At 43.3% G+C, this 26,953-nt stretch carries 27 protein-coding genes, 4 tRNA genes and 3 rRNA genes; 26 read left to right on the top strand and 8 right to left on the bottom strand.

The annotated features are described in order from the left end of the window. The first annotated feature begins 1 nt into the window (after nt 1). Together M1D84_RS16065 and M1D84_RS16060 are read left to right on the top strand one after the other, a co-directional pair. On the top strand, nt 2–187 hold the full coding sequence (locus tag M1D84_RS16065) for a CsbD family protein (protein ID WP_024427790.1): 186 nt from the start codon (nt 2–4) through the stop codon (nt 185–187). Between the two features lie 148 nt (nt 188–335). Then, the gene (locus M1D84_RS16060; protein WP_024425432.1) at nt 336–998 is read left to right on the top strand and encodes an O-methyltransferase; all 663 of its coding nucleotides are present in this window, start codon (nt 336–338) and stop codon (nt 996–998) included. Nucleotides 999–1,034: 36 nt separating this feature from the next. Here the strand turns inward: M1D84_RS16060 and M1D84_RS16055 are convergent, their stop codons facing one another. Further along, complete coding sequence (locus tag M1D84_RS16055) at nt 1,035–1,361, bottom strand: AzlD domain-containing protein (protein ID WP_024425433.1); 327 nt, start codon at nt 1,359–1,361, stop codon at nt 1,035–1,037. Next, nucleotides 1,358–2,083: an AzlC family ABC transporter permease gene (locus M1D84_RS16050; protein ID WP_024425434.1), complete on the bottom strand. Its 726-nt coding sequence runs from the start codon at nt 2,081–2,083 to the stop codon at nt 1,358–1,360. Before M1D84_RS16050 ends, M1D84_RS16055 begins: the two co-directional genes overlap by 4 nt. A 297-nt stretch (nt 2,084–2,380) precedes the next feature. Between M1D84_RS16050 and M1D84_RS16045 the strand changes: the two genes are divergently transcribed. Together M1D84_RS16045 and M1D84_RS16040 are read left to right on the top strand one after the other, a co-directional pair. Continuing rightward, nucleotides 2,381–3,256 (top strand): DMT family transporter, encoded by an 876-nt coding sequence (locus M1D84_RS16045; RefSeq protein WP_332285690.1) that lies wholly within the window; start codon nt 2,381–2,383, stop codon nt 3,254–3,256. A gap of 76 nt (nt 3,257–3,332) precedes the next feature. Then, on the top strand, nt 3,333–4,352 hold the full coding sequence (locus M1D84_RS16040) for a S66 family peptidase (RefSeq protein ID WP_024425436.1): 1,020 nt from the start codon (nt 3,333–3,335) through the stop codon (nt 4,350–4,352). A gap of 35 nt (nt 4,353–4,387) precedes the next feature. On the opposite strand, the gene gltP is transcribed toward M1D84_RS16040, so the two are convergent. Then, nucleotides 4,388–5,638 carry a glutamate-aspartate/proton symporter GltP gene (gene gltP / locus M1D84_RS16035; protein ID WP_024425437.1) on the bottom strand — a complete coding sequence of 417 codons (1,251 nt, stop codon included), beginning with the start codon at nt 5,636–5,638 and terminating at the stop codon, nt 4,388–4,390. A 370-nt stretch (nt 5,639–6,008) separates the two neighbouring features. On the opposite strand from gltP, the gene M1D84_RS16030 reads away from it, so the two are divergent. The 12 genes from M1D84_RS16030 (at nt 6,009) to tsaD (ending at nt 15,248) form a co-directional block, all read left to right on the top strand. After that, nucleotides 6,009–6,085: transfer RNA gene (locus M1D84_RS16030), tRNA-Arg, on the top strand. Between the two features lie 11 nt (nt 6,086–6,096). Next, nucleotides 6,097–6,170: transfer RNA gene (locus tag M1D84_RS16025), tRNA-Gly, on the top strand. A 177-nt stretch (nt 6,171–6,347) separates the two neighbouring features. Further along, nucleotides 6,348–7,896 (top strand): 16S ribosomal RNA (locus M1D84_RS16020). A 182-nt stretch (nt 7,897–8,078) separates the two neighbouring features. After that, a 23S ribosomal RNA gene (locus M1D84_RS16015) occupies nt 8,079–11,009 on the top strand. Nucleotides 11,010–11,070: 61 nt separating this feature from the next. Further along, nucleotides 11,071–11,186 (top strand): 5S ribosomal RNA (gene rrf, locus M1D84_RS16010). The 16S, 23S and 5S rRNA genes sit together here with 4 tRNA genes alongside, the layout of an rRNA operon. 18 nt (nt 11,187–11,204) lie before the next feature. Beyond that, nucleotides 11,205–11,281, top strand: a tRNA-Met gene (locus M1D84_RS16005). A 4-nt stretch (nt 11,282–11,285) separates the two neighbouring features. Further along, nucleotides 11,286–11,362, top strand: a tRNA-Asp gene (locus tag M1D84_RS16000). Nucleotides 11,363–11,635: 273 nt separating this feature from the next. Then, a complete protein-coding gene (gene thiL / locus M1D84_RS15995; RefSeq protein ID WP_458106326.1) occupies nt 11,636–12,613 on the top strand; it encodes a thiamine-phosphate kinase in 978 nt (325 codons plus the stop codon). Nucleotides 12,614–12,626: 13 nt separating this feature from the next. Further along, entirely contained in the window at nt 12,627–13,103 is a 477-nt protein-coding gene (gene tsaE, locus M1D84_RS15990) for a tRNA (adenosine(37)-N6)-threonylcarbamoyltransferase complex ATPase subunit type 1 TsaE (protein WP_034622161.1), read from the top strand. Beyond that, the gene (gene tsaB / locus M1D84_RS15985; RefSeq protein WP_270125909.1) at nt 13,084–13,773 is read left to right on the top strand and encodes a tRNA (adenosine(37)-N6)-threonylcarbamoyltransferase complex dimerization subunit type 1 TsaB; all 690 of its coding nucleotides are present in this window, start codon (nt 13,084–13,086) and stop codon (nt 13,771–13,773) included. The genes tsaE and tsaB overlap by 20 nt, the downstream gene beginning before the upstream one ends. A gap of 25 nt (nt 13,774–13,798) precedes the next feature. After that, a complete protein-coding gene (gene rimI / locus M1D84_RS15980; RefSeq protein ID WP_024424460.1) occupies nt 13,799–14,227 on the top strand; it encodes a ribosomal protein S18-alanine N-acetyltransferase in 429 nt (142 codons plus the stop codon). Then, nucleotides 14,220–15,248 (top strand): tRNA (adenosine(37)-N6)-threonylcarbamoyltransferase complex transferase subunit TsaD, encoded by a 1,029-nt coding sequence (gene tsaD / locus M1D84_RS15975; RefSeq protein ID WP_024424461.1) that lies wholly within the window; start codon nt 14,220–14,222, stop codon nt 15,246–15,248. The genes rimI and tsaD overlap by 8 nt, the downstream gene beginning before the upstream one ends. Nucleotides 15,249–15,516: 268 nt before the next feature. Here the strand turns inward: tsaD and M1D84_RS15970 are convergent, their stop codons facing one another. Beyond that, nucleotides 15,517–17,439, bottom strand: a complete 1,923-nt coding sequence (locus tag M1D84_RS15970) for an ABC-F family ATP-binding cassette domain-containing protein (RefSeq protein ID WP_024424462.1) — start codon at nt 17,437–17,439, stop codon at nt 15,517–15,519. A 138-nt stretch (nt 17,440–17,577) separates the two neighbouring features. Between M1D84_RS15970 and moaC the strand changes: the two genes are divergently transcribed. Genes moaC through tatC form a run of 4 tightly spaced genes read left to right on the top strand, consistent with a single transcriptional unit; the run spans nt 17,578 to nt 19,710 of the window. Then, nucleotides 17,578–18,069, top strand: coding sequence for a cyclic pyranopterin monophosphate synthase MoaC (gene moaC, locus M1D84_RS15965; RefSeq protein WP_041115989.1), 492 nt, complete (start codon nt 17,578–17,580; stop codon nt 18,067–18,069). A 15-nt stretch (nt 18,070–18,084) separates the two neighbouring features. Then, nucleotides 18,085–18,738 (top strand): redox-sensing transcriptional repressor Rex, encoded by a 654-nt coding sequence (locus M1D84_RS15960; RefSeq protein WP_008355687.1) that lies wholly within the window; start codon nt 18,085–18,087, stop codon nt 18,736–18,738. 27 nt (nt 18,739–18,765) lie between these two features. Then, a complete protein-coding gene (locus M1D84_RS15955; protein ID WP_008355689.1) occupies nt 18,766–18,945 on the top strand; it encodes a twin-arginine translocase TatA/TatE family subunit in 180 nt (59 codons plus the stop codon). Nucleotides 18,946–18,951: 6 nt separating this feature from the next. Next, on the top strand, nt 18,952–19,710 hold the full coding sequence (gene tatC / locus M1D84_RS15950; RefSeq protein ID WP_073204051.1) for a twin-arginine translocase subunit TatC: 759 nt from the start codon (nt 18,952–18,954) through the stop codon (nt 19,708–19,710). Nucleotides 19,711–19,749: 39 nt separating this feature from the next. Here tatC and M1D84_RS15945 read toward each other — a convergent pair whose 3' ends face one another. The 3 genes from M1D84_RS15945 to M1D84_RS15935 are packed head-to-tail and all read right to left on the bottom strand — an operon-like array spanning nt 19,750 to nt 21,358. Continuing rightward, a complete protein-coding gene (locus tag M1D84_RS15945; RefSeq protein ID WP_133744798.1) occupies nt 19,750–20,376 on the bottom strand; it encodes an NUDIX hydrolase in 627 nt (208 codons plus the stop codon). 56 nt (nt 20,377–20,432) lie between these two features. Further along, entirely contained in the window at nt 20,433–20,627 is a 195-nt protein-coding gene (locus tag M1D84_RS15940; RefSeq protein ID WP_003213897.1) for a YdiK family protein, read from the bottom strand. Then, nucleotides 20,624–21,358 (bottom strand): CPBP family intramembrane glutamic endopeptidase, encoded by a 735-nt coding sequence (locus M1D84_RS15935; protein WP_283859907.1) that lies wholly within the window; start codon nt 21,356–21,358, stop codon nt 20,624–20,626. Before M1D84_RS15935 ends, M1D84_RS15940 begins: the two co-directional genes overlap by 4 nt. 229 nt (nt 21,359–21,587) lie before the next feature. Between M1D84_RS15935 and groES the strand changes: the two genes are divergently transcribed. The 5 genes from groES to M1D84_RS15910 all read left to right on the top strand — a co-directional run bounded on the left by groES (nt 21,588) and on the right by M1D84_RS15910 (nt 25,567). Then, nucleotides 21,588–21,872, top strand: coding sequence for a co-chaperone GroES (gene groES, locus M1D84_RS15930; protein ID WP_024426730.1), 285 nt, complete (start codon nt 21,588–21,590; stop codon nt 21,870–21,872). A 55-nt stretch (nt 21,873–21,927) separates the two neighbouring features. Beyond that, complete coding sequence (gene groL / locus M1D84_RS15925; protein WP_024424467.1) at nt 21,928–23,562, top strand: chaperonin GroEL; 1,635 nt, start codon at nt 21,928–21,930, stop codon at nt 23,560–23,562. Nucleotides 23,563–23,948: 386 nt separating this feature from the next. Next, a complete protein-coding gene (locus M1D84_RS15920) occupies nt 23,949–24,401 on the top strand; it encodes a MarR family winged helix-turn-helix transcriptional regulator (protein ID WP_041087006.1) in 453 nt (150 codons plus the stop codon). Nucleotides 24,402–24,422: 21 nt separating this feature from the next. Continuing rightward, nucleotides 24,423–24,941, top strand: coding sequence for a GNAT family N-acetyltransferase (locus tag M1D84_RS15915; protein ID WP_257802947.1), 519 nt, complete (start codon nt 24,423–24,425; stop codon nt 24,939–24,941). A gap of 20 nt (nt 24,942–24,961) precedes the next feature. Further along, nucleotides 24,962–25,567, top strand: a complete 606-nt coding sequence (locus tag M1D84_RS15910) for an FMN-binding negative transcriptional regulator (RefSeq protein WP_044335686.1) — start codon at nt 24,962–24,964, stop codon at nt 25,565–25,567. 143 nt (nt 25,568–25,710) lie between these two features. Here the strand turns inward: M1D84_RS15910 and M1D84_RS15905 are convergent, their stop codons facing one another. Beyond that, a complete protein-coding gene (locus M1D84_RS15905) occupies nt 25,711–26,247 on the bottom strand; it encodes an LptM family lipoprotein (RefSeq protein WP_073204062.1) in 537 nt (178 codons plus the stop codon). 245 nt (nt 26,248–26,492) lie between these two features. On the opposite strand from M1D84_RS15905, the gene M1D84_RS15900 reads away from it, so the two are divergent. Next, nucleotides 26,493–26,927, top strand: a complete 435-nt coding sequence (locus M1D84_RS15900; RefSeq protein WP_073204065.1) for a hypothetical protein — start codon at nt 26,493–26,495, stop codon at nt 26,925–26,927. The last annotated feature ends 26 nt before the right edge of the window (nt 26,928–26,953 follow it).

Here is a 26,953-nt window from a genome sequence, read left to right as displayed (position 1 = left end):
AATGAGTAAAGAAAAAGGACATATGGATAAAGCGAAAGGAAAAACAAATCAAGTCAAAGGTCAAGTCAAAGAAAAGCTTGGTGAAGCAACCGATCATCAAAACTTGAAAGCAGAAGGGAAAAAGGATCAAGCAAAAGGAAAGCTTCAAGATAAAAAAGGGGATGTCAAAAATAAGCTGAACGAGTAGAACCGAAACAAGTGCGTTGCTTCATGTATTCCTCATCACATGTCTTTCATCAAAAAAATGAATAGATGTGTGAAAAGAATTGATTATACGTTCTCACGATCATCATGTAGACTTGAGAGAGAAGACATGATCAAGGGAGATGGATGAAATGGAGCACGTGTGGGGAAAAGTTGACGAGTATATCACAGACAAGTTGATTCCTAAAGATGATGTATTGGAGCAAACCCTTACTCATAATAAGCAAGCGGGTCTGCCAGAAATTGATGTGTCACCAGCCCAAGGGAAAATGCTTTATTTATTAGCAAAAACGAAGAATGCAAAGCGCATTTTAGAAATCGGGACACTCGGTGGATACAGTACTATTTGGCTGGCCCGTGCTCTTGAAGAAGATGGGGAACTCATCACATTAGAGGCTGTCAGCCATCATGTACAGATCGCACAGCAAAACATCAGCAGAGCGGGCTTATCAGAACGGGTGAGCATTTTGGAAGGAAAGGCATTAGATACGTTATCTCAGTTAAAAGAGAAGGCTGCGCTTCCATTCGATTTCATTTTCATTGATGCAGATAAACCGAACAATCCGAAATATCTGAAGTGGGCGTTACATTTCTCGAAAAAGGGAACAGTCATTATTGCAGACAATGTCGTCAGAAATGGTGCAGTCCTTCATGACTCTGATGAGGATGAACGAGTACAAGGAACTCGTGAATTTTTCGATTTACTCAAACAAGAGCCGAGAATAGAGGCAACAGCGATTCAAACTGTTGGGGAAAAAGGTTATGATGGATTTGTATACGGAATCGTCAAATGAAACAAAGCTTAACCACATGTGGTTAAGCTTTTTCTTTTAGAAAAACCATCTAGCAGTGCCCATCAGCATGACGCCGGCAAGAACAGTAAGTGACAAGCTTTTTGTCCAAACAGCAATGAGTACAGTAGGAATCAAGACAGCAAGATACATCCAGTGAATGGTGACGCCTGTGCCTGTTGATGTATGGATGAAGAGATGCTCTGCAATCAAGGCTGTAAAGATACAAATAGGAATAAACGATAACCATTTCAGCACCACTTCAGGCAGCTGAATACTCCTTACAAATATAAAGGGTACGACTCTCGGAATGACGGTGACGATCATACAACCAACAATGAGCCATAACATAAAGCTGCTAATCATTTATCTGTCACCACCCCAATAGTTGCGACAAGTACAGTTGCTATGAGAACAGCCACATGTGATGGAACAAAATGAAGCAGAACAAACATAGCAATGACCATATACAACACAAGCGACAGGCGATGAGTTAACTTATTTTTGGGTACTGTCTGTAACGAAAGGACTAACAGTGCAGCAAACATCGCTGATAAAGCAAAATCAAGACCAAGCGCTTCAGGATTTGAAATCCAATGTCCAAAAATGCCGCCAAGTATGCAGGCCGCAATCCAGCATAAATACGCCGTTAAGTTCAGTCCGTGCATCCACCTGTTATTCAGCTTTCCTTTCTGCGCTAATTTATTTATCGCTACACCGAAGGATTCATCAGTCAGCAATAGACCGAATCCTATATTTTGTTTCACAGAGTAGCGTGTGAAATGAGGAGCAAGCGTCAGGCTGAGCAATAAATGCCGCAGATTGACAATAAATGTGGTGAAAATAATAGCGGAAAGGGGACTCCCTGTCACAAGCAGTGCACAGATAATAAACTGTGAAGCACCTGCGTAAATAAAAATTGATAAAAGCGCAATATCCCATATACTTAACTGTGCGCTAATTCCAACAATTCCGAAGGCAAACCCAATACTCATATAACCGAGCAGGGTTGGCACACAATCTTTTATTCCCTCGAGAAACGGTTCATGTTCCGTGCTGGGAATGTGTTTCCTCGCTTCAATATCCAACGTCCTCTACTCCTTTTCTCCGTGGCCACCTATAGTTTTACTTACTATATGAAAACGAATTCAGCATGTCAATACCCGTTTATCTTCTATTATATGAAGAAAAATGGTGACAAAAAAGGATTGAAGTCAACCAGAATTTGTTATAAAGTAGTCTGAAAATAAAAATAAATGAGGTGACGACAATGCTATGGAAGCCTTTATTTGAACATGATGTACCAAACACCCTCCGTCCATAACGGAGAGTGATCTCCGTTTGTGGATATGGCGATCAATATATCCAGTAACGGAGGGGAAAAGATGAAGGAAAAATATATAGGCGCCCTTTACCTAGCAATCGCTGCAAGTATTTGGGGCGGCATGTACGTTGTTGTCAAAGTAACAGTAACGGTGGTTCCGCCGCTTGAGCTTGTATGGATGAGATATGCTGTAGCAGGAATCGTGCTGGTATGCACCATTTGGCGGTTGGGCTATTCCTTTCGATTAGATAAAAAAGATATCCCGCTTGTTGTCATGATCGGATTGATCGGAAATTTCCTATCAATTGTGACCCAAGAAATTGGCACCATGTATACGTCGGCACAAATGGGGGCTGTGATTACATCTGCGACCCCTGCTTTTATGGTGCTGTTTGCGTTCTTTCTATTAAAAGAAGCCATGACTGTTCGAAAGTGCGCATCCATCCTGCTTGCGACAGCAGGTGTATGGCTCATGATTGGACCAGTCGCAGTGCACTCAGATGAATTTGTTGGCGGTCTTTCATTAGTTTTCGCTGCTTTAACTTGGGCACTGATGTCTGTTTTGCTGAAACGAGTTCCAGGAAAATACCCTCAAGTCGTGACGACCACATATGCGATCATCATTGCATTCATTGTCTTAACACCAGCTGTTTTATTTCGCTTACCTCATCTAGATGTGGAGCAGATGGCAAGGCCAGAGATTTGGGGCGGCATTCTCTATCTAGGCATCATCTCAACAGCTTTAGCATTCTTTTTGTGGAATAGAGGGCTTCAATTGATGGATGCCTCGAGCGGCGGTCTGTTCTTTTTCTTTCAACCGATCGTAGGGGCAGCTCTCGGCTGGCTGCTTTTAGGTGAAGAGATGGGGATACGCTCATTCATTGGGATTCTATGTATCTTTGCAGGAGTCTATACTGTACTGCGTCAAAAGGAATAAGAAGAGATGTCCCTTATAAAAGGGGCATTTTCTTTAAAATGGACAGGGGAGAGAGTAGAGGTTGGGGGGAAGCAGAATGATACAATTTCCGCATTTGCAAAAAGGACAAACAATTGGCGTTACAGCACCTTCCTCAGGTGTACAGCCATCTTTGCATGACATGTTTCAGCTTTCATGTGAACGAATGAAACATAGAGGATACGATGTCATATGTGGAGAGACGGTCTGGCAGCAGGAAAAGGCAAAATCTGCCCCTGCGATAGAACGAGCAAACGAACTTCAGTACATGATGACATGTGAGGAGATTGACCACATCATCCCACCATGGGGAGGACAGCTGCTTATGGAAGTGTTAGAGCACCTTGATTTCTCATCCATTCAAAAAAAGTGGATTCTAGGTTACTCAGATACGAGTGCACTCCTGCTGGCGCTCACATTAAAAACAGGCATTGCCACAGCGCATGGACCGAACTTAGTCGATCTAAGAGGAGAAGAGCTTGATCAAACGACTGCCATGTGGGAGCGAACACTTTCCGCAAAAGGGGAGACGGAGATAACCCAGTTTTCTTCATCTATGTATCAAAAGGAATGGCAGCATGACAACCCGAGTAAACATGTCTTTCATTTAACAGAACCTACCGCTTGGCATACGGTTGATCAACAAGAAAAGATGGTAAAGGGCAGACTGCTGGGTGGCTGCATTGATATTATACGTCACTTAGCAGGGACACCTTATGGGGACGTCAAAGCTTTTCAGAAAACATTCATAAAAGATGAACCGATTCTCTGGTATTTCGAAAACTGCGAATTAAATGCTGCAAGCGTGAAGAGATCGCTTGTTCAATTAAAACTAGCAGGTTGGTTTGATCACTGTTCAGGTATCATGTTTGGGCGTAGTGCAGTAAATGTGCCTGTTGAAGGGTATCAGTATCAGGATGTATATGAGGAATTACAAAAGGAATTACAAATCCCCATTTTTTACGACATAGATTGTGGGCATGTCCCGCCGCAAATGACGCTGATTAATGGGGCATATGCAGAAGTACAGCTGCATCCTCAAGGAAAAGCCGTACTAAAGCAAACATTTTTAGCATAAAAAAGGAAAGGGCGAACCCTTTCCTTCATATCACATTACATCCCTTTTGTTTCTTCACCTGCTTTTGGAACTTCCCACGCCGACTCACGGAATACTTTTTCCCATTTAGATACGACAATACATGCAACGGCATGCCCTGGAACATTCACGCCTGTTCGTGCCATATCCATAATTCGGTCAACACCGGCTATGATGGCAACGCCTTCTGCGGGAAGACCGACAGCATGAGCGGTTGCCAAAAGAACAACGAGTGAACCGGATGGCACAGCTGCAATACCTTTACTCGTTAACACAAGAACAAGCATCATTAAAAGCTGCTGTGACAGACTCATGTCGACACCAAACGCTTGTGCAAGGAATACGCAGGCAACCGATAAATATAAACTTGATCCGTCACAATTGAGAGAAAGACCAGATGGAATCACAAAGGAAACGATTCTTTTTGGACACCCGTATTTCTCCATTCGTTCCATCAATTGAGGAAGGACAGTTTCAGTACTCGTAGTAGAGAAGGCAACAAGGAACAAATCCCAAATCATTTTTAATACTTCGAAGTAGTTAAAACGGAAGATCAGTGCGACCAGAGGGAATAAAGCAAAGAGAATAATGAATAATCCTAAAAATACTGTTCCGACAAGCTTCATCATTGGGATTAATAAAACAATGCCATATTGGCCGACAGAAGCAGCCATTAATGCAAGAACCCCAATAGGTGCTGTCACCATCACCATCTGTGTGAGCTTAAACATAATTTGTGCCACTGATTCAAAGAAGGTGAGAACAGGAGCAGAAGCTTTACCGATGCCGCTTGCCGCTACACCAAATAAGATGGCGAAGAAAATGACAGCAAGTAAATCATTCTGAGCCATAACATCGACGATATTGGTTGGAATGATATCTAATACCATTTGTTTAAAGTCAACGACCTTCTCCGTATAACCATCTAATTCCCCAATATCTTTCTTAGCTAATTTAGAGAAATCGAGGCCAACGCCAGGCTTTAGCCCATTTGCCAATAATAGCCCGATCCCAAGAACAATGGTTGTGATGACCTCAAACCAAATGATCGTTTTTAATCCAAGGCTGCCCATTTTCTTCATGCCGCCGCTGCCGGCTGCACCAATAACAATGGTAGAGAACACGATTGGAACAACGATCATTTTAATCAGCCTGATGAATCCATCTCCAATTGGCCTGAGGGCCATTCCGAAGTCAGGGAAGAAATGGCCGATAAGAGCTCCTATCACCAAAGCGATCATGATTTGAAAAGCGATAAACTTTTTCATCATCTCTTACCTCCTTTAAATGCTTGGAAAAATATTAAGAATTTTCCAATAAATAAAAATTCTATGTGGCCATGTTTTGTCCTCCTTTGTATTTAGAAAGATTTTATTTAAGAATCATTGGAATTATGAAGAAAGAGAAGAAAATAGGGCTATTACATGTCTATTGATCTAAGAAAAAATCAATTTTAAAAAACATGAAACTTTTTTAGAAAAATGTATTGACCCTTTTATGTGATTCATGGTATATTTTTATTCGTCGCTGATGACGTATTTGAAACACAGACGTTCACACGCATGCGGCAAACAAATTTTAAAAAAGATGTTGATTTAATAAAAACGATATGTTAAGATAATTAAGTCGCCTGATTAAGCGCCCGTAGCTCAATTGGATAGAGCGTTTGACTACGGATCAAAAGGTTAGGGGTTCGACTCCTCTCGGGCGCGCCAATACAAACCACGCGGGTGTAGTTTAGTGGTAAAACCTCAGCCTTCCAAGCTGATGTCGTGAGTTCGATTCTCATCACCCGCTCCATTTTTGAACATGATCTTTGAAAACTAAACAAGACAAAACGTACCTGTTAATTCGAGTTTTTATAAAAAAATCCTATGATACTTCATAGGTAGTCAGTCAAACTGGCGAGGCAGGAAATGATCACATGCTAAGTTCGCTACATCGTGTAGCAACGCATGTGTGATATGCATCCTGCATACCTCGGAGAGTTTGATCCTGGCTCAGGACGAACGCTGGCGGCGTGCCTAATACATGCAAGTCGAGCGGACAGAAGGGAGCTTGCTCCCGGATGTTAGCGGCGGACGGGTGAGTAACACGTGGGTAACCTGCCTGTAAGACTGGGATAACTCCGGGAAACCGGAGCTAATACCGGATAGTTCCTTGAACCGCATGGTTCAAGGATGAAAGACGGTTTCGGCTGTCACTTACAGATGGACCCGCGGCGCATTAGCTAGTTGGTGGGGTAATGGCTCACCAAGGCGACGATGCGTAGCCGACCTGAGAGGGTGATCGGCCACACTGGGACTGAGACACGGCCCAGACTCCTACGGGAGGCAGCAGTAGGGAATCTTCCGCAATGGACGAAAGTCTGACGGAGCAACGCCGCGTGAGTGATGAAGGTTTTCGGATCGTAAAGCTCTGTTGTTAGGGAAGAACAAGTGCGAGAGTAACTGCTCGCACCTTGACGGTACCTAACCAGAAAGCCACGGCTAACTACGTGCCAGCAGCCGCGGTAATACGTAGGTGGCAAGCGTTGTCCGGAATTATTGGGCGTAAAGGGCTCGCAGGCGGTTTCTTAAGTCTGATGTGAAAGCCCCCGGCTCAACCGGGGAGGGTCATTGGAAACTGGGAAACTTGAGTGCAGAAGAGGAGAGTGGAATTCCACGTGTAGCGGTGAAATGCGTAGAGATGTGGAGGAACACCAGTGGCGAAGGCGACTCTCTGGTCTGTAACTGACGCTGAGGAGCGAAAGCGTGGGGAGCGAACAGGATTAGATACCCTGGTAGTCCACGCCGTAAACGATGAGTGCTAAGTGTTAGGGGGTTTCCGCCCCTTAGTGCTGCAGCTAACGCATTAAGCACTCCGCCTGGGGAGTACGGTCGCAAGACTGAAACTCAAAGGAATTGACGGGGGCCCGCACAAGCGGTGGAGCATGTGGTTTAATTCGAAGCAACGCGAAGAACCTTACCAGGTCTTGACATCCTCTGACAACCCTAGAGATAGGGCTTTCCCTTCGGGGACAGAGTGACAGGTGGTGCATGGTTGTCGTCAGCTCGTGTCGTGAGATGTTGGGTTAAGTCCCGCAACGAGCGCAACCCTTGATCTTAGTTGCCAGCATTCAGTTGGGCACTCTAAGGTGACTGCCGGTGACAAACCGGAGGAAGGTGGGGATGACGTCAAATCATCATGCCCCTTATGACCTGGGCTACACACGTGCTACAATGGACAGAACAAAGGGCTGCAAGACCGCAAGGTTTAGCCAATCCCATAAATCTGTTCTCAGTTCGGATCGCAGTCTGCAACTCGACTGCGTGAAGCTGGAATCGCTAGTAATCGCGGATCAGCATGCCGCGGTGAATACGTTCCCGGGCCTTGTACACACCGCCCGTCACACCACGAGAGTTTGCAACACCCGAAGTCGGTGAGGTAACCTTTATGGAGCCAGCCGCCGAAGGTGGGGCAGATGATTGGGGTGAAGTCGTAACAAGGTAGCCGTATCGGAAGGTGCGGCTGGATCACCTCCTTTCTAAGGATATATGGAGCAGCGTACGTTTTCGTCTTGTTTAGTTTTGAAGGATCATTCCTTCAAAACATGTCTCTAGCGAGACAGGATTGTTCTTTGAAAACTAGATAACAATAAGTAATACATTCACATTGAATGCAATGCAAAGTTCATCACACATAGTGATTCTTTCTAAAGTAAGAAATGGTTAAGTTAGAAAGGGCGCACGGTGGATGCCTTGGCACTAGGAGCCGATGAAGGACGGGACGAACACCGATATGCTTCGGGGAGCTGTAAGCAAGCTTTGATCCGGAGATTTCCGAATGGGGAAACCCACTGCTCGTAATGGAGTAGTATCCATACTTGAATACATAGAGTATGAGAAGGCATACCCGGGGAACTGAAACATCTAAGTACCCGGAGGAAGAGAAAGCAAATGCGATTCCCTGAGTAGCGGCGAGCGAAACGGGAACAGCCCAAACCAAGAGGCTTGCCTCTTGGGGTTGTAGGACACTCTATACGGAGTTACAAAGGAATGATATAAGCGAAGAGGTCTGGAAAGGCCCGCCAAAGAAGGTAACAGCCCTGTAACTGAAATGTCGTTCTCTCCAGAGTGGATCCTGAGTACGGCGGAACACGTGAAATTCCGTCGGAATCCGGGAGGACCATCTCCCAAGGCTAAATACTCCCTAGTGACCGATAGTGAACCAGTACCGTGAGGGAAAGGTGAAAAGCACCCCGGAAGGGGAGTGAAATAGATCCTGAAACCGTGTGCCTACAAGTAGTCAGAGCCCGTTAACGGGTGATGGCGTGCCTTTTGTAGAATGAACCGGCGAGTTACGATCCCGTGCAAGGTTAAGCAGAAGATGCGGAGCCGCAGCGAAAGCGAGTCTGAATAGGGCGCATGAGTACGTGGTCGTAGACCCGAAACCAGGTGATCTACCCATGTCCAGGGTGAAGTTCAGGTAACACTGAATGGAGGCCCGAACCCACGCACGTTGAAAAGTGCGGGGATGAGGTGTGGGTAGGGGTGAAATGCCAATCGAACCTGGAGATAGCTGGTTCTCTCCGAAATAGCTTTAGGGCTAGCCTCAAGGTAAGAGTCTCGGAGGTAGAGCACTGATTGGACTAGGGGCCCCTACCGGGTTACCGAATTCAGTCAAACTCCGAATGCCGATGACTTATCCTTGGGAGTCAGACTGCGAGTGATAAGATCCGTAGTCGAAAGGGAAACAGCCCAGACCGCCAGCTAAGGTCCCAAAGTATACGTTAAGTGGAAAAGGATGTGGAGTTGCTTAGACAACCAGGATGTTGGCTTAGAAGCAGCCACCATTTAAAGAGTGCGTAATAGCTCACTGGTCGAGTGACTCTGCGCCGAAAATGTACCGGGGCTAAACGTATCACCGAAGCTGCGGACTGTTCTTACGAACAGTGGTAGGAGAGCGTTCTAAGGGCTGTGAAGCCAGACCGGAAGGACTGGTGGAGCGCTTAGAAGTGAGAATGCCGGTATGAGTAGCGAAAGACGGGTGAGAATCCCGTCCACCGAATGCCTAAGGTTTCCTGAGGAAGGCTCGTCCGCTCAGGGTTAGTCGGGACCTAAGCCGAGGCCGAAAGGCGTAGGCGATGGACAACAGGTTGATATTCCTGTACCACCTCCTCACCATTTGAGCAATGGGGGGACGCAGGAGGATAGGGTAAGCGCGGTATTGGATATCCGCGTCCAAGCAGTTAGGCTGGGAAATAGGCAAATCCGTTTCCCGTAAAGGCTGAGCTGTGATGGCGAGCGAAATTTAGTAGCGAAGTTCCTGATTCCACACTGCCAAGAAAAGCCTCTAGCGAGGTGAGAGGTGCCCGTACCGCAAACCGACACAGGTAGGCGAGGAGAGAATCCTAAGGTGATCGAGAGAACTCTCGTTAAGGAACTCGGCAAAATGACCCCGTAACTTCGGGAGAAGGGGTGCTTCTTAGGGTGTTAAAGCCCCGAGAAGCCGCAGTGAATAGGCCCAGGCGACTGTTTAGCAAAAACACAGGTCTCTGCGAAGCCGTAAGGCGAAGTATAGGGGCTGACGCCTGCCCGGTGCTGGAAGGTTAAGAGGAGCGCTTAGCGTAAGCGAAGGTGCGAATTGAAGCCCCAGTAAACGGCGGCCGTAACTATAACGGTCCTAAGGTAGCGAAATTCCTTGTCGGGTAAGTTCCGACCCGCACGAAAGGCGCAACGATCTGGGCACTGTCTCAACGAGAGACTCGGTGAAATTATAGTACCTGTGAAGATGCAGGTTACCCGCGACAGGACGGAAAGACCCCGTGGAGCTTTACTGCAGCCTGATATTGAATGTTGGTACAGCTTGTACAGGATAGGTAGGAGCCTTGGAAACCGGAGCGCTAGCTTCGGTGGAGGCATCGGTGGGATACTACCCTGGCTGTATTGACCTTCTAACCCGCTGCCCTTATCGGGCAGGGAGACAGTGTCAGGTGGGCAGTTTGACTGGGGCGGTCGCCTCCTAAAATGTAACGGAGGCGCCCAAAGGTTCCCTCAGAATGGTTGGAAATCATTCGCAGAGTGTAAAGGCACAAGGGAGCTTGACTGCGAGACCTACAAGTCGAGCAGGGACGAAAGTCGGGCTTAGTGATCCGGTGGTTCCGCATGGAAGGGCCATCGCTCAACGGATAAAAGCTACCCCGGGGATAACAGGCTTATCTCCCCCAAGAGTCCACATCGACGGGGAGGTTTGGCACCTCGATGTCGGCTCATCGCATCCTGGGGCTGTAGTCGGTCCCAAGGGTTGGGCTGTTCGCCCATTAAAGCGGTACGCGAGCTGGGTTCAGAACGTCGTGAGACAGTTCGGTCCCTATCCGTCGCGGGCGCAGGAAATTTGAGAGGAGCTGTCCTTAGTACGAGAGGACCGGGATGGACGCACCGCTGGTGTACCAGTTGTTCTGCCAAGGGCATCGCTGGGTAGCTATGTGCGGACGGGATAAGTGCTGAAAGCATCTAAGCATGAAGCCCCCCTCAAGATGAGATTTCCCATTCCGCAAGGAAGTAAGATCCCTGAAAGATGATCAGGTTGATAGGTCTGAGGTGGAAGCGTGGTGACACGTGGAGCTGACAGATACTAATAGATCGAGGACTTAACCTATATTCTAATGTGAAGCTTGAACATTGTTATCTAGTTTTGAGAGAACATTCTCTCCATCAGGTTTGGTGGCGATAGCGAAGAGGTCACACCCGTTCCCATACCGAACACGGAAGTTAAGCTCTTCAGCGCCGATGGTAGTTGGGGGTTTCCCCCTGTGAGAGTAGGACGCCGCCAAGCTTGTTATCTTTATATCATCGCGGGGTGGAGCAGTTCGGTAGCTCGTCGGGCTCATAACCCGAAGGTCGCAGGTTCAAATCCTGCCCCCGCAACCAAAATGGTCCGGTAGTTCAGTTGGTTAGAATGCCTGCCTGTCACGCAGGAGGTCGCGGGTTCGAGTCCCGTCCGGACCGCCATTTTTATGACTTGTAAACGAAAACGTATAGTTTCGTTTTTTTTTATGTCTTTTTCTTTCTAGAAGTACCCAAGATGCAATGAAATGATGTGTGTTTGGATACAATATAAGAAAGAAAAGATAGATTATTTCAACTCAGCCTGGTTTTTTCACACCAGGCTTTCTTTATATCATTTTTAGTTGGAACTGAGACTTATATTCGCTACACTAATACTAACTGTGTTTGACCTCATGTCTACTTAACCAATTGATTGCAAGAAGGGGCTGTCTTTTTATGGATGAATTTGATCTTATTCGCCGAATCACACCTAAAGATACATATCAGCGCTCTTTGATCATGGGCATCGGTGATGATGCAAGTATTTATCAACCTCATTCACATTGTGAAGAGGTCGTTTGTGTTGATACAATGGTGGAGCATGTTCATTTTCGTTTTGACTTTTCAACACCATTTGAAGTTGGCTTTAAAGCACTGGCAGTCAATGTCAGTGACATCGCTGCAATGGGAGGGACCCCAAAATATTATCTTGTTTCAATTGCAATCCCGCCTCATGGTGATGAGACAATTGTTACGGAGCTTTACGAGGGAATGAAAGCGTTGGCTGACTCCTATCATATGGATTTGATTGGTGGAGATACAGTGGCCACCCGCAGTGACTTTGTCATTACCGTGACGGTCATTGGTGAGGTTTCAAAGGGAAAAGCTTGTTATCGTCACAGTGCTCAGACTGGAGACATTGTCTTTGTCACAGGTGAACTTGGTTCATCAGCTGCTGGGTTATCAATCTTAATGAACGAAGCAGCCCCTTCTAAGGCGGTCGATGCTGATTTTTTTCTTAAGCGTCATAAAATGCCTCAGCCTCATATTGCTGCTGGACACATTTGTTCAAGTTTCCCGCGTGTGTCCTTGAATGATGTGAGTGATGGATTAGCGAGTGAGTTAAATGAGATAGCCGAAGCGAGCTGTGTGATGATCGAGATAGAAGCTGATAAGCTTCCAATTCATCCGGATTTACAGGTGCTGCGCAAAGACTGGCTTGAATGGGTGTTGTTCGGGGGAGAAGATTTTGTTTTAACTGGTACGATACCAGAATGTGATTGGGAAAGCTTTGAATCGCAATGTCAAAAAGAAGGCATTCAGGTCACACGTATTGGACAAGTCAAAGATGATCAAGCAGCCAGTGTTATGTTAAAAGACAATGATCAACAAACAATGTTAATGAAAAAAGGATATAATCATTTTAAGAAATGAGGTGACATCAACGGTGAAATTAACATGGACGACAAAAGGTGCGGATGAGACGAAACGAATTGCCGCTGCATTGGCCAAACTTGTGATGCCAGGCGATGTATTGACATTAGAAGGAGATTTAGGTGCAGGCAAAACCACTTTTTCAAAAGGTTTTGCGGAAGGCTTAGGAATTACCCGTATCGTCAACAGCCCCACCTTTACAATTATTAAAGAATATACCGATGGCAGACTGCCACTATATCATATGGACGTGTACCGCATGGAAGATGCAGAAGAAGAGATCGGCCTCGAAGAATATTTTGAGGGTGAAGGTGTATGCTTGGTTGAATGGGCCCATCTTATTGAACCTCAATTGCCTTCTTCCTATTTAAAAATTGAAATGCTGAGAACAGAACGTGAAGAAGAACGGCATCTCACGTTTGATGCAAAAGGGGAGCGTTATGAGACCCTTTGTAAGGAGATGAAAAAATTTGACCATACTGGCCATTGATACATCAAACCATACACTAGGAATTGCTCTTGTAAGAGATTTCACTGTAATAGGCGAGAGCATCACATACTTAAAAAAGAACCATTCCGTCCGAGCGATGCCCACTGTTGAAGCATTGATGAAAGAATGTGGTGTATCACCAAGCGAACTAAGCAAAATCGTTGTGGCAAAAGGACCTGGTTCTTACACTGGCGTCAGAATCGGGGTCACCATAGCAAAAACACTTTCTTGGACGCTGTCTATCCCGATATCGGCTGTTTCGAGTTTAGAAACACTTGCGGCAAATGGTCAATATTTTGATGGGTATATTTCACCTCTATTTGATGCGAGAAGAGGACAAGTTTATACCGGACTTTATTCGTTTGAAAAGGGTAAGATCAAAGAGGTCGAACCAGATCAAAATATCCTGCTCACGGATTGGCTTCATGAACTGAAGCAGGCAGGAAAGCCTGTTCTATTTCTTGGACAAGATGTGCATCTTCATGTAGAGAGCATTCGCTCTATTTTAGGAGAAACGGCTGTACTGGCAGATGGGACATTTCATAACCCAAGACCTTCAGTGCTTGCATTTTTAGGCGCAGATCGTCCTGCTGAAGATGTCCATCAGCTTGTTCCTAACTATATTCGTTTGGCAGAAGCGGAAGTGAAATGGCTTGAAGGACAAAAATAATCTTCACATAGCAAAGATACGACAAATGACAGTAGCGGATATTCCAGAGGTGTATACGATTGAAGTGCATTCGTTTACAGCGCCTTGGAAAAAGGAATCGTTTGTCTATGAGATTCTTCATAACCAATACAGCCATTATTTCCTCATTGAAGAAGATAAGCAGCCTGTTGGGTATTGCGGGGTCTGGATTGTCATGGACGATGCACAAATTACGAACATTGCGATTCTCCCTGAACATAGAGGAAAAGGCTACGGGGAAGCATTGCTTCGATATGTCATGGAATTTTGCAAAGAAAAAAAGACAGATCATCTTTCTTTAGAGGTGCGGGTTTCAAATACACCAGCACAATCCCTCTATGAAAAGCTCGGTTTCAGACCAGCTTCTATTCGAAAGAATTATTATACGGATAATGGAGAAGATGCATTAGTCATGTGGGTGAATATAAATGAGTGAACAAACAGATCGATTCATATTAGGTATAGAAACAAGCTGCGATGAAACAGCTGCGTCCATTGTCAAAAATGGAAATGAAATCGTGGCGAATGTGGTGGCCTCGCAAATAGACAGTCATAAACGATTTGGCGGAGTTGTACCCGAAATTGCTTCAAGGCATCACGTGGAGCAAGTCACCATCGTATTAGAAGAAGTGATGGCACAGGCGGGTATGAGCTTTAAGGATTTAGATGCGATTGCTGTCACAGAAGGACCTGGCCTCGTGGGTGCCTTGCTGATTGGTGTCAATGCAGCAAAGGCACTGAGCTTTGCCCATCAAATTCCTCTTGTTGGTGTTCATCATATTGCAGGGCATATTTATGCAAACCAGCTTGTTGATGAATTGGAGTTCCCATGTTTAGCTCTTGTTGTCTCCGGCGGACATACTGAGCTTGTTTTAATGAAGGAGCATGGATCTTTTGAGGTCATCGGAGAAACTTTAGATGATGCAGCTGGAGAAGCGTACGATAAAGTGGCCCGGACGATGGGTCTCCCGTACCCAGGCGGACCTCATATTGATCGGTTAGCACATGAAGGAGAGCCGACAATTAAGCTTCCTCGTGCATGGCTTGAAGAAGGGTCTTATCACTTTAGCTTCAGTGGTTTAAAATCAGCTGTGATCAATACCTTACACAATGCGTCACAAAAGGGAGAAACGATTGCCCCAGAGGATTTGGCCGCAAGTTTTCAAGCAAGCGTCATTGAGGTGCTTGTTGGGAAAACATTGAAAGCGGCTGAAGCCTATGGCGTGAAGCAGGTCGTTCTAGCTGGAGGAGTCGCTGCCAATAAAGGACTAAGAAAAGCTTTAACCTCAGCATTTACGAAGCTGCCAGAAGTGAAAGTCATTATTCCGCCATTATCTCTTTGCACAGACAATGCAGCCATGATCGCTGCCGCTGGAACCATTGCGTTTGAAAAAGGAATCAGAAGCGATATGGCGATGAATGGCCAGCCAGGATTGCCGCTAGTCTCATATGAATAAAAACTCCTGTGGATGACAGGGGTTTTTATTTTTTATGAAAGCGATTTATTCACATGTAAACGTTATATATCCACAATTGTTAGAAAATTTTGTTTTAAAATGAAGAGGATGTGTATAAATATGATCTTTTTTGTGGATATGTGATTAAAACTCTGTGGATAAAGTGGATAAGTCTAATGTGTTTAAGAATAATCAAGAAGTTATTGTGGGTATCATTGTGGATAATAAATTTTCTTTGAAAGAAAAAGAGTACCTTTTAGGGCACTCTTTAAGCTTCTGAAAGCTCTTCCCACTCCGCAAAAAGTGATTCCAGCTCTTGATTGAGCGTATCATTTTCTGTTTGAATGGATTGGACCTTCTCGTGATCTTGAAAAATATTAGGATCACATAGCAGCTGTTCATTTTCACCGAGCTTGTCTTCGACGACAGCAATGCGTTCTTCAATTTCTTCGATTCTGCGCTGCTTTTGTCTTTCTTTCTTTTTCAGTTCTTTTTCTTCCGCATAAGAAAGCTTTGCCTTTTCTGCTGGCTGTGCAGCTTGTTTTTTAAGCGGCTCATTTTCTTGAAGTGCTTCCAGCTCTAATTGTTCATTTTTCTTTTCAAGATAGTAGTCATAATCACCGAGATATTCTCTTGTTTCTGTAGGCGACAGCTCAAATACTTTCGTAGCAAGACGATTGATAAAATAACGATCATGCGAGACAAATAAGATGGTTCCTGGATAATCGATTAGTGCATTCTCTAAAATTTCCTTACTATCTAAGTCCAGATGGTTTGTCGGCTCATCAAGAATAAGAAAATTGGCTTTTTGGAGCATCAGCTTTGCCAGTGCAAGGCGTGCTTTTTCTCCACCGCTTAATGCATGGACAGGCTTTAAAACGTCATCACCGGAAAAAAGGAAGTTTCCTAAACATGTCCGAATTTCTTTTTCATTCATATGAGGATAGTCATCCCAAAGCTCATTGAGCACTTTTTTCGAGGATGTCAGTTTGGCTTGCTCTTGGTCATAGTAGCCGATCGTGACATGAGATCCAAAAGTGATGTCGCCTTTTACTGGTGTTAATGTGTTCGTTAACGTTTTTAAAAGGGTTGATTTCCCGATCCCGTTAGGACCAATGAGTGCCACACTATCCTCGCGTTTAATCTGAAAAGAAAGAGAGGATAGGAGCGGTGTTTTTTCATCATAACGAATATCGAGATCATGTACCTTCAGCACATCATTGCCGCTTTGTCTCGTAATATCAAAATGAAAGTTTGCGGATTTTTCGTCACCTAAAGGCTTATCTAAACGATCCATTCGTTCGAGCTGCTTGCGTCTGCTTTGAGCGCGCTTTGTAGTTGAAGCTCTTGCCAGGTTGCGATCCACGAAATCCTGAAGCTTTGAGATCTCTTCTTGCTGCTTTTCGTATAGTTTCATATCCCGCTCGAGCTGCTCTGCTTTCAGCTCAAGATACTTACTATAGTTCCCTGCAAACTTTTTCATCGAAGTTCTTGAGACTTCATAGACGTGGTTTACGACTTTGTCTAAGAAATAGCGGTCATGGGACACGATGAGAATGGCACCTGTATAATTTTGCAAATACTGCTCCAGCCATGATAAGGTATCAATATCTAAATGGTTGGTCGGCTCATCCAGAATTAAGAGTTCTGGTTTCATTAACAAGAGCTTTCCAAGCGCTAGACGGGTTTTCTGACCGCCGCTTAAGGATTGGACGGTTGTCTCATCTTCAAAATGACTAAAGCCGAGTCCATGAAGAATGGAGCGGACATCTGCTTCATATTGATAGCCGCCTTGATCTTTAAATTCCTGCTGAAGCCTGTCATAGGTTTTCATAAGGGCTTCCAGCTCAGAACCTGTGGAGGAAGCCATTTTCTCCTCAATGGTTCTCATCTCTTGTTCCATTTCTTTTAAATGATCAAAAACCGATAATAATTCGTCTTTTAGCGTACGTGTAGACGTTACATCGGTATGCTGTGCTAAATAGCCGATCGATAGGTCTTTTGGTTTGATGATCTCACCTTGCTCGTAAGACATTTGACCGGCGATGATTTTCAAAAGCGTGGATTTGCCTGCGCCGTTACGACCTACAATGGCAATGCGATCCCTTGCTTTGACTTCCAATTTTATATTCGTTAAAACGGTATCAGCGCCAAACGATTTGGACAGCTGATTCACTTGTAGAATCATCATGTAACTTCACCTCTGCTATAATATGTTAAGTGTAGCTTATCAGCAGTAAACCGGCAAATGTTACATACAATCGCCATATTCAAATGAAAGACAGATAGGAAAAAATAGTGTATCATTTGAGTGAGGGAGCGTTGAAAGATGAGTCAATTTAGCCACTTTAACGAACAGGGAAGAGCAAAGATGGTCGACATTAGTGACAAATCGTCTACAGTGAGAACCGCCGTTGCTGTTTCAAGTGTTCGTATGATAAAAGAAGTGTTTCATAAAATAGAGCAACGTGAAATTGGAAAAGGAGATGTGCTGTCTGTTGCACAGGTTGCTGGCATCATGGCAGCAAAGCAAACATCTACCATCATTCCAATGTGTCATCCGCTTGCACTAAAAGGCGTGGATATCTCCTTTAATTGGGAGGAAGACGGAAATGCGCACATCCTGAACATACAAGTACAGGTAAAAACAAAAGGAAGTACGGGTGTGGAGATGGAAGCGCTCACTTCTGCTTCAGTATGTGCACTGACCGTTTACGATATGTGCAAAGCGATTGATAAAGGCATGATCATCGGTCCTACCTATCTAATTGAAAAGACAGGCGGGAAAAATGGTGATTTTCACAGAGCATCTGATATTTAAGTTGGAGGACCTTATATGAATATAGATCAGTCAAAAATTCCACAAGCGACAGCCAAACGTTTGCCGCTATATTACCGTTTTTTAAAAAATCTGCATGCATCAGGAAAACAAAGGGTGTCATCAGCTGAGCTTAGTGATGCAGTCAAAGTGGATTCTGCCACCATTCGCCGAGATTTTTCGTACTTTGGTGCACTTGGGAAGAAAGGGTATGGCTATAATGTCGATTATCTCTTGACCTTCTTCAGAAAGACCCTTGACCAAGATGAAATGACCAATGTCATGCTCATCGGTGTCGGGAATTTAGGGACTGCTTTTTTACACTATAATTTCATCAAAAATAATAATACAAAAATTTCAATGGCTTTTGACGTCAATGAGAGTAAAATAGGAAGTGAGATAGGCGGCGTGCCTGTCTATGATTTGGATAAGCTTGAAGAGCATGTTCAAGAGGTAGGAGATATCCCTGTTGCGATTTTGACAGTACCTGCCGTAGCAGCTCAATCCATTACAGATCGTTTGATTGCCCTTGGCATCAAAGGAATCCTTAACTTTACGCCGGCTCGATTGAATGTGCCGGAACACATTCGAATTCATCATATAGATTTGGCGGTTGAACTTCAGTCTCTTGTGTATTTCTTAAAGCATTACTCTGTTACGCAGGAGGACTGACGAAAAGGGGTAAAGGGGGTGGAGCAAATGGGTCCGATCGGTCCTGGGAGTTTGATTCTGATTGCGATTGTAGCGCTCATTATTTTTGGGCCGAAAAAGCTTCCTGAATTAGGAAGAGCAGCAGGAGATACATTACGTGAATTCAAAAATGCCACAAAAGGCTTAGCTGATGATCAGGAAGAAAAAAAGAAAAAAGAAGATCAGTAGAATAGGATGAGCTTCATGAATGTCAAAGATATGCCGCTTATGGAGCATATTGTGGAACTGCGAAAACGTTTAGTGATCATTGCGATGTTTTTTGTCGCCTTTATGGTGGCTGGTTTTTTTCTCGCTAAGCCGGTCATTGTGTATTTACAAAATACCGATGAAGCGGCAACACTCACGCTGAACGCATTTAAGCTTACAGATCCACTGTACGTGTTTATGCAGTTCGCATTTGTCATTGCTTTGGTTTTGACGTGTCCCGTTATTTTATATCAGCTGTGGGCGTTTGTGAGTCCTGGCTTATATGAGAAAGAAAGAAAGGTGACACTTGCTTACATTCCGATTGCACTGCTTTTATTTTTGAGCGGTGTGGCTTTCTCTTATTTTATTTTGTTTCCGTTTGTCGTCGACTTTATGATGCGAATGTCGAATGATTTAAATGTAGAGCAAGTCATTGGGATTCATGAGTATTTTACATTTCTGATGCAGTTAACACTTCCATTTGGCTTTTTGTTTCAGATGCCCGTCGTGTTGATGTTTCTCACAAGACTTGGCATCATCACACCGATGTTTTTATCAAAAATACGAAAGTATGCCTATTTTGTCCTCCTTGTCATTGCCGCACTCATTACACCGCCAGAGCTTGTTTCTCACCTCATGGTCACCTTGCCAATGCTCGTTTTATACGAAGTGAGCATTATCATTTCAAGAGTGACCTACCGCAAAATGCAGCAAACAGAGGAGAAAGAAAGTCACTATGTCTCATAAAAAAGCATCATGATCCAATGAGGGATCACGATGCTTTTTCTATTGCGTAAGAAATTGATTGATCGCATGAAAGAGGTGCTCATAATAGGCGGGCTCATGCTGGACAAAATCATGAACACCCACTTCGATGCTTTCCTCACGTCGTTCTTCGTTTGCATCAACTTGAAAGCCCTTGATTCGAATTCTTTCACATGTTCCTGTTAACAGCTGCTGTGCATCAAGCAGCTTGGCTCTGTACAGACCAGCGACTTCTTCTTTCTGTAGATAAACTTCCATGTGCTCTTCTTGATTCATATAAAGGTACACATGGCAGAACTCACGGTCGATGAACGAAGGCATATGGATTTCATCCTGTATGAGACCTGCAAAGGTGAGGTCCTCAAAAGGGATAGAAAGACCAAGTTCTTCCTCTACCTCTCTCAAGCCATCAGAAGGCTGTTCATCTGCGAGAAGATGGCCCGCTGCGGTGATATCAAACATAGAAGGAAAATCCTTTTTTGCGGGACTTCTTAGCTGAAAATAGAGATATACGGTGCCATGCTCTTTTTTAAGAAGCCAAAAATGAAATGTTTCATGCCAAAGACCTTGGGAGTGGACATCTGAACGAGCGGCAGTTCCAATCGTTTCATGTTGATCATTGAAGATGCGAAGTTTTTCATGTTCCATGAAGACACGTCCTCCATAAAAAAACCATTTTCCAAACGCGGAAAATGGTTTTTGATTTATTTTTGCTGCTGTTTTTTGAGTTTGACAGAGAAGGCAAACATTTTAAGCGCGATATTGATATTATAGGCCGCAAACACCATCAGCAAAATGCTGTAAAATGACCACATGTCACCTGGGTTTTGAATGGCCATATAGGTGAAAGCGACACCTACGGCAAAATAAATGATGCCCCATACGACTGGGTTTCTCATGAGAAAAAGCCTCCAATAATCATTTGCATGGTTTGAGATTGTTCTTCAATCATTTTTTTCACTGGCTCAATCTGCACAAGAACAACAAGTGAATTCATCAGCATATGAGCGCCGATTGGAACAATGATTCGTTTTGTTTTCGCATATAAAAAGGCAAAGGTAAAGCCCATTGCGGTATAGAGCAAGATATGGGGAAAATCATAGTGTACAGCAGCGAAAACCACTGAACTGGCAAGTGCTCCAAAGAAGAAATTTGTTTTTTCATAAATCACACCAAAGATGATTTTACGGAAAATGATTTCCTCTAAGATTGGACCAATCAGGGCGATGACGATCACAAGCCAAGGAACGGCATCCATAATGGATAAAATGGTTTGCGTATTTTCTGACTCACGGCCAATGCCGAATGCATATTGTTCAATCGCCCCCGCAATCGATTGTGCAAAGAGAGAAAGAAAGAAACCGCCAATGATCCATGCGATAGCAGAACCGATTGAAACTGGCGCTTCATTTCGCAGTGAAGCTTTTGGGACGGTTCGAAGGATGAGCAGAATAATGATCAATCCGATACAAAAACTGATGATTGTCCACGTTCCTGATAATTTTGAAAGCTCTGTTTGAGTCATCGGTGATTGAATGAATCCCAGCCATTTCATAATGAGCACATAAGGAAACGCAGAAACCTGCACCAATATATACGTTAAGATGATGTACCAATATTGTTTTTTCAAGTAACGAAAACCCCTTTACTAAAAGAACTAGATTTATTGTAACACAAGTCTCCTTTTTCGATGAAAAGGAAAGAATCTGAGACCAAAAAAGATCGTGAAAGCGTAAAAATTTTTAAAGGTTTTCACTTGAAATTGCAGAAGACATTCTTTATTATAATAAATGTGTTAGCACTCGCTGGTGATGAGTGCTAAAAAAGACTACATATAAAAATTGAGGAGGTTGTTTCTTATGTTAAAGCCATTAGGCGATCGCGTAATCATTGAACTCGTTGAATCTGAGGAAAAAACCGCTAGCGGTATTGTTTTACCGGATTCTGCAAAAGAAAAACCGCAAGAAGGTAAAATTGTTGCAGCAGGTTCAGGGCGTGTACTTGAAAGTGGTGAGCGCGTTGCGTTAGAAGTAAGCACAGGCGACCGCATTATCTTCTCAAAATATGCAGGCACTGAAGTGAAATATGAAGGCAAAGAATATTTAATCCTTCGTGAGAGCGACATTTTAGCTGTTATTGGTTAATCACATAAAAAACATTGAGATAAATTTTTAAAAAGACTGAGGAGGTTTCGTTATTATGGCAAAAGATATTAAGTTCAGTGAAGAAGCACGTCGCGCGATGTTACGCGGTGTAGATGCACTTGCAGATGCTGTAAAAGTAACTTTAGGACCTAAAGGACGTAACGTGGTTCTTGAGAAAAAATTCGGTTCTCCACTTATCACAAATGATGGTGTAACGATCGCAAAAGAAATTGAATTAGAAGATGCATTTGAAAACATGGGTGCAAAACTTGTGGCTGAAGTTGCAAGCAAAACAAACGACGTAGCTGGTGACGGTACTACGACTGCAACAGTTCTAGCTCAAGCGATGATCCGTGAAGGTCTGAAAAACGTAACAGCTGGTGCAAACCCTGTTGGCGTTCGTAAAGGGATCGAAGAAGCAGTGAAAGTAGCACTTGAAGGCTTGCACGAGATTTCTAAACCAATCGAAGGCAAAGAATCAATTGCTCAAGTTGCGGCTATTTCTGCAGCAGACGAAGAAGTCGGCAGCCTAATCGCAGAAGCAATGGAACGCGTAGGTAACGACGGAGTTATCACAATTGAAGAATCTAAAGGATTCACAACTGAGCTAGAAGTGGTTGAAGGTATGCAATTTGACCGCGGATATGCTTCACCATACATGGTGACCGATTCTGATAAGATGGAAGCGGTTCTTGAAAATCCTTACATCTTAATCACTGATAAAAAGATCACAAACATTCAAGAAATCCTTCCTGTACTTGAGCAAGTTGTACAACAAGGAAAACCATTATTGCTTATTGCTGAAGATGTAGAAGGCGAAGCACTTGCAACTCTTGTTGTGAACAAACTTCGTGGTACATTCAACGCAGTAGCAGTAAAAGCTCCTGGATTCGGTGATCGTCGTAAAGCAATGCTTGAAGACATCTCTGTTCTAACTGGCGGAGAATTGATCACAGAAGACCTAGGACTTGACCTGAAATCAACTGAAATCGGTCAGCTTGGCCGTGCGTCTAAAGTCGTTGTGACAAAAGAAAACACAACAATCGTAGAGGGCTCAGGAGATTCTGCTCAAATCGCAGCACGTGTGAACCAAATCCGTGCTCAAGTAGAAGAAACAACTTCTGAATTCGATAAAGAAAAATTACAAGAACGTCTTGCAAAACTAGCTGGCGGCGTCGCTGTCATCAAAGTTGGTGCTGCAACTGAAACAGAACTAAAAGAGCGTAAACTACGCATCGAGGATGCACTGAACTCAACTCGTGCAGCAGTTGAAGAAGGTATCGTATCCGGTGGTGGTACAGCACTTGTGAATGTATACAACAAAGTCGCTTCAATCGAAGCAGATGGTGACGTTCAAACAGGTGTAAACATCGTTCTACGTTCTCTTGAAGAGCCAATTCGTCAAATCGCTCACAACGCTGGTCTTGAAGGATCCGTTATCGTTGAGCGCTTGAAAAACGAAGAAATTGGCGTAGGCTTCAACGCAGCAACAAACGAATGGGTAAACATGATCGAAAAAGGAATCGTTGACCCAACAAAAGTAACTCGCTCTGCACTTCAAAACGCAGCTTCTGTAGCAGCAATGCTTCTAACAACTGAAGCAGTCGTTGCTGACAAACCAGAAGAAGGCGGCTCAGGCGGCGGAATGCCAGATATGGGCGGCATGGGTGGAATGGGCGGAATGATGTAACACCCTCGAAAACCCCTTGAAATATAGGGGTTTTTGTTATGTCTTCATGATTTTGGTCACATGCAATAAAAAGTATCAGGGATGATGAATTGAAACCCTTACTGTTTCTCAATCGTTAAAATATAATCAAGTGATTTCATGGGTCTTTACCGATATGGTATTTTAAAAAGAAAGCGGTGATCATATGGGCTTCACTACGTGGGTGGCGATTATTGTTGCACTGGCTGTCGTGTTTGGATTGTTTGGATCGAAGAAGCGTGATAAATAAGGAAAGAGTTGAAAACCCACTTCCAATTAAGGAGTGGGTTTTTGTTGCAAATACAACTTTTATCAGTTATATTAGCTATAATTAATTGTTGTAAATACAACAAAAGGAGTTGGAATACATGAAAGAAATATTGCGGGAGATCGGTGTGATAGCTCGCGCGCTTGATTCCATAAGTAATATTGAATTTAAAGAGTACGATTTAACGAAGGGGCAGTATTTATATCTTGTGCGTATTTGTGAGGAGCCTGGTATCATTCAGGAAAAGCTGGCGGAAATGATTAAGGTGGATCGAACTACGGCTGCTCGGGCTATCAAAAAGCTAGAACTGCATGGGTTTATTGAGAAAAAGAATGATCGTGTGAATAAAAAAATCAAAAAGCTGTTTCCAACTGAAAAAGGGGAAGCGGTCTACCCAATGATTAAACGAGAACATGATTATTCAAATCAAGTGGCGCTGGATGGCTTTTCTAAGGAAGAAGCGGAACAGATTTATGAGTATCTTCTCAGGGTGCGAAAGAATATAGAAAAGGACTGGGAAGGTGTGAAAAAAGGGATAAAGAGAGACTACTAATTAATAAGGAGGGACGACTTTATGACCGTCACTTTCATTCGGTGCAATGAACAACATGTAAAGGAGCTTCAGAAAATTGGAACCGATACATTTAAAGAAACCTTTCTGGATCAAAACAAAGTGGAACATATCGAAGCGTACGTGAAGACAGCTTTTCACCTAAACCAGCTGTTAAAGGAATTACAGCACCCTTCTTCACAGTTTTATTTTGTTCAAGTGAATGGGGAAGTAGCTGGTTATTTGAAGATCAATATGGATGATGCCCAATCAGAAGAGATGGGGAGTGACGCGTTAGAGATTGAAAGAATTTATATCAAGCAGTCCTTTCAAAAGCAAGGGTTAGGCAGATATTTAATCGATCAAGCCATTGAAATTGCGAAAAATCATCATAAACAGGATGTTTGGCTTGGGGTGTGGGAGCACAATAGAGCGGCCATCGCTTTCTATCAAAAGCTTGGGTTTGTTCGAACAGGGGTGCACGCCTTTCTCATGGGGGACGAAGAGCAAATGGATTTCATTATGACCAAAACATTGAGCTGATCAAAAAGGAGGAAGGGTAAATGCATATCCCATCATTTTTTCGAGTGAAAGATATGGAGAAAATCAAATCATTTATTCAATCTCATTCTTTTGCTACAGTTGTGACGACAATGAATGAAAAGCCTATTGCGACACATATTCCAGTGAGTTTTCATCAAGTTGGAGATTCGTATGTGATCTCAGGGCATATGGCGATTGGAAATCCTCAGTGGAAAACGTTTGAAGAGAGCGAGAAGACGCTCGTCATTTTTCAAGGGCCACATGCCTACATATCTTCTTCATGGTATGAAAAAGAAGCAGTACCAACATGGAATTACCAGGCTGTTCATGTTTATGGAAAGGCGGAACTGCTTGAAAAATCGGAACTGGTTAAGGAATTAACCACAATGCTGGAGACATACGAAAGTCACAGAGAACAGCCGGTGCTATGGGATACGTTGTCTGAGGAACTGTTAGAGAAGCAAATGAAAGGCATTGTAGGCTTTAAGATCATCATTGATGAAGTTCAGGCTGCTTTTAAATTAAGCCAAAATCGCCACGAAAGGGATTATATCCGCATCATTGAACAGCTGGAAGCAGAGGGTGAAGTGGAAATGGCTGAGGCGATGAAAAAGAGTTCCATTTAAGAGACTTCTCGAAAGATTAGTTATCCTTATGGAGTAATAAAAAGAATGAAACGTTACTTATAAACAAAAACACTTTCTTCTAGGAAAGTGTTTTTTAGTGGTGATAAAAAAAGCCCTCATCATTCAAGGGCATGAGTGAAAGTTTATTTTACTTTAACTGTGAATGTCACGTCTTTACTATTCATGTAATCGTCAGTTGTGACATTTCCAAATTTCAGTTTTAATTCTTTGATGTTTTTAATGTTGATCTCTTTGCCTTCAGGAGCTAAGAATTGAATAACACCATCCTGTTTAACGCCACCTTCAACTTCGCCACCAATATCACCGTCAGTCATAAACATATTCGCATCTAATTGCATGCTTCCAGCTACAACTTTACCTTGATCTGGATAGAAATTTAGGACTTTACCTGTCGTATTTTCGATATTCATTCCAACATTGATTCTATCCTTCATAATTTTAATTTCACCAAGGTTTACTTTCATTCCTTGAGCAGTTGTTTTGTGTTTGCTCGCATTTATTTTCTTTGAACCATCGTCTTTTTTGTTTTTTGATTGTGTTTTTGTGCTTGTAGACTCTTTTTCTTTAGATGCACCTGTAGACACATCTTCTGTTGAACCGCAAGCAGCCAGTGTAAATGTTAGCCCTAAAGCTAAAAATAAAGCATAGAATTTCTTCAAAATGAAAATCCCCTTTTGTTTAATTTATATAAGCGCCTTGTGCTTATACATTGATCATGACTATTATAATAGGATAAAAGTACTTGTAAATCAACAAAAAATGATAAAAATAGAAAATAATTGTTTTTGAGTGTTTTTTTATAAACCAGTTAGCTTAAAATTACATAAAATCCACTTCTTGTGACTTAAAACGAACTTGAATTTCCTTATAATAGAATTATTATAAGGGATTGGGAGTGATTGAGATGGAAGGTTCGTCAATCAAGACGGTTAATAGAGAGGATCAACATGAATTCTTGTTTCTGAATATATCTTCAAATACAGTTGGGGCTCTTTCAAAGGAATCTGCTGAGAGGATTCTAAGTGATAGGGATACCGATGAAATACACCAATTGATGTATGTTCCTATTGAAAATCATGAAGACCTCAAATGGCTGATTCATTCTTTGCATAAAGCCATCATGGATGAAAAAGATGTACGTGTCGTTCTTGAATTGGCTGATCTATTCTATTTCTTTGTTGTCCCTGCTTACAAAGAAGAATTGATGAGCCAAGAAGATTTGTCACACATGGTGAATGATATATTATTTATGTTGGATCTTTGGATAGATGAAAACATAATAGAGTTAGTTGATGCCATTCAATATGAATTACAAAGAGTAGAGAGAAAAGGCTTGTAGAGCAATCCCTACAAGCTTTATTCTCT

Source organism: Bacillus sp. PK5-006 (assembly GCF_054161415.1).
The sequence above is the reverse complement of the archived record's forward strand: the minus strand, read 5'-3'. Positions and strand labels throughout refer to the sequence as shown.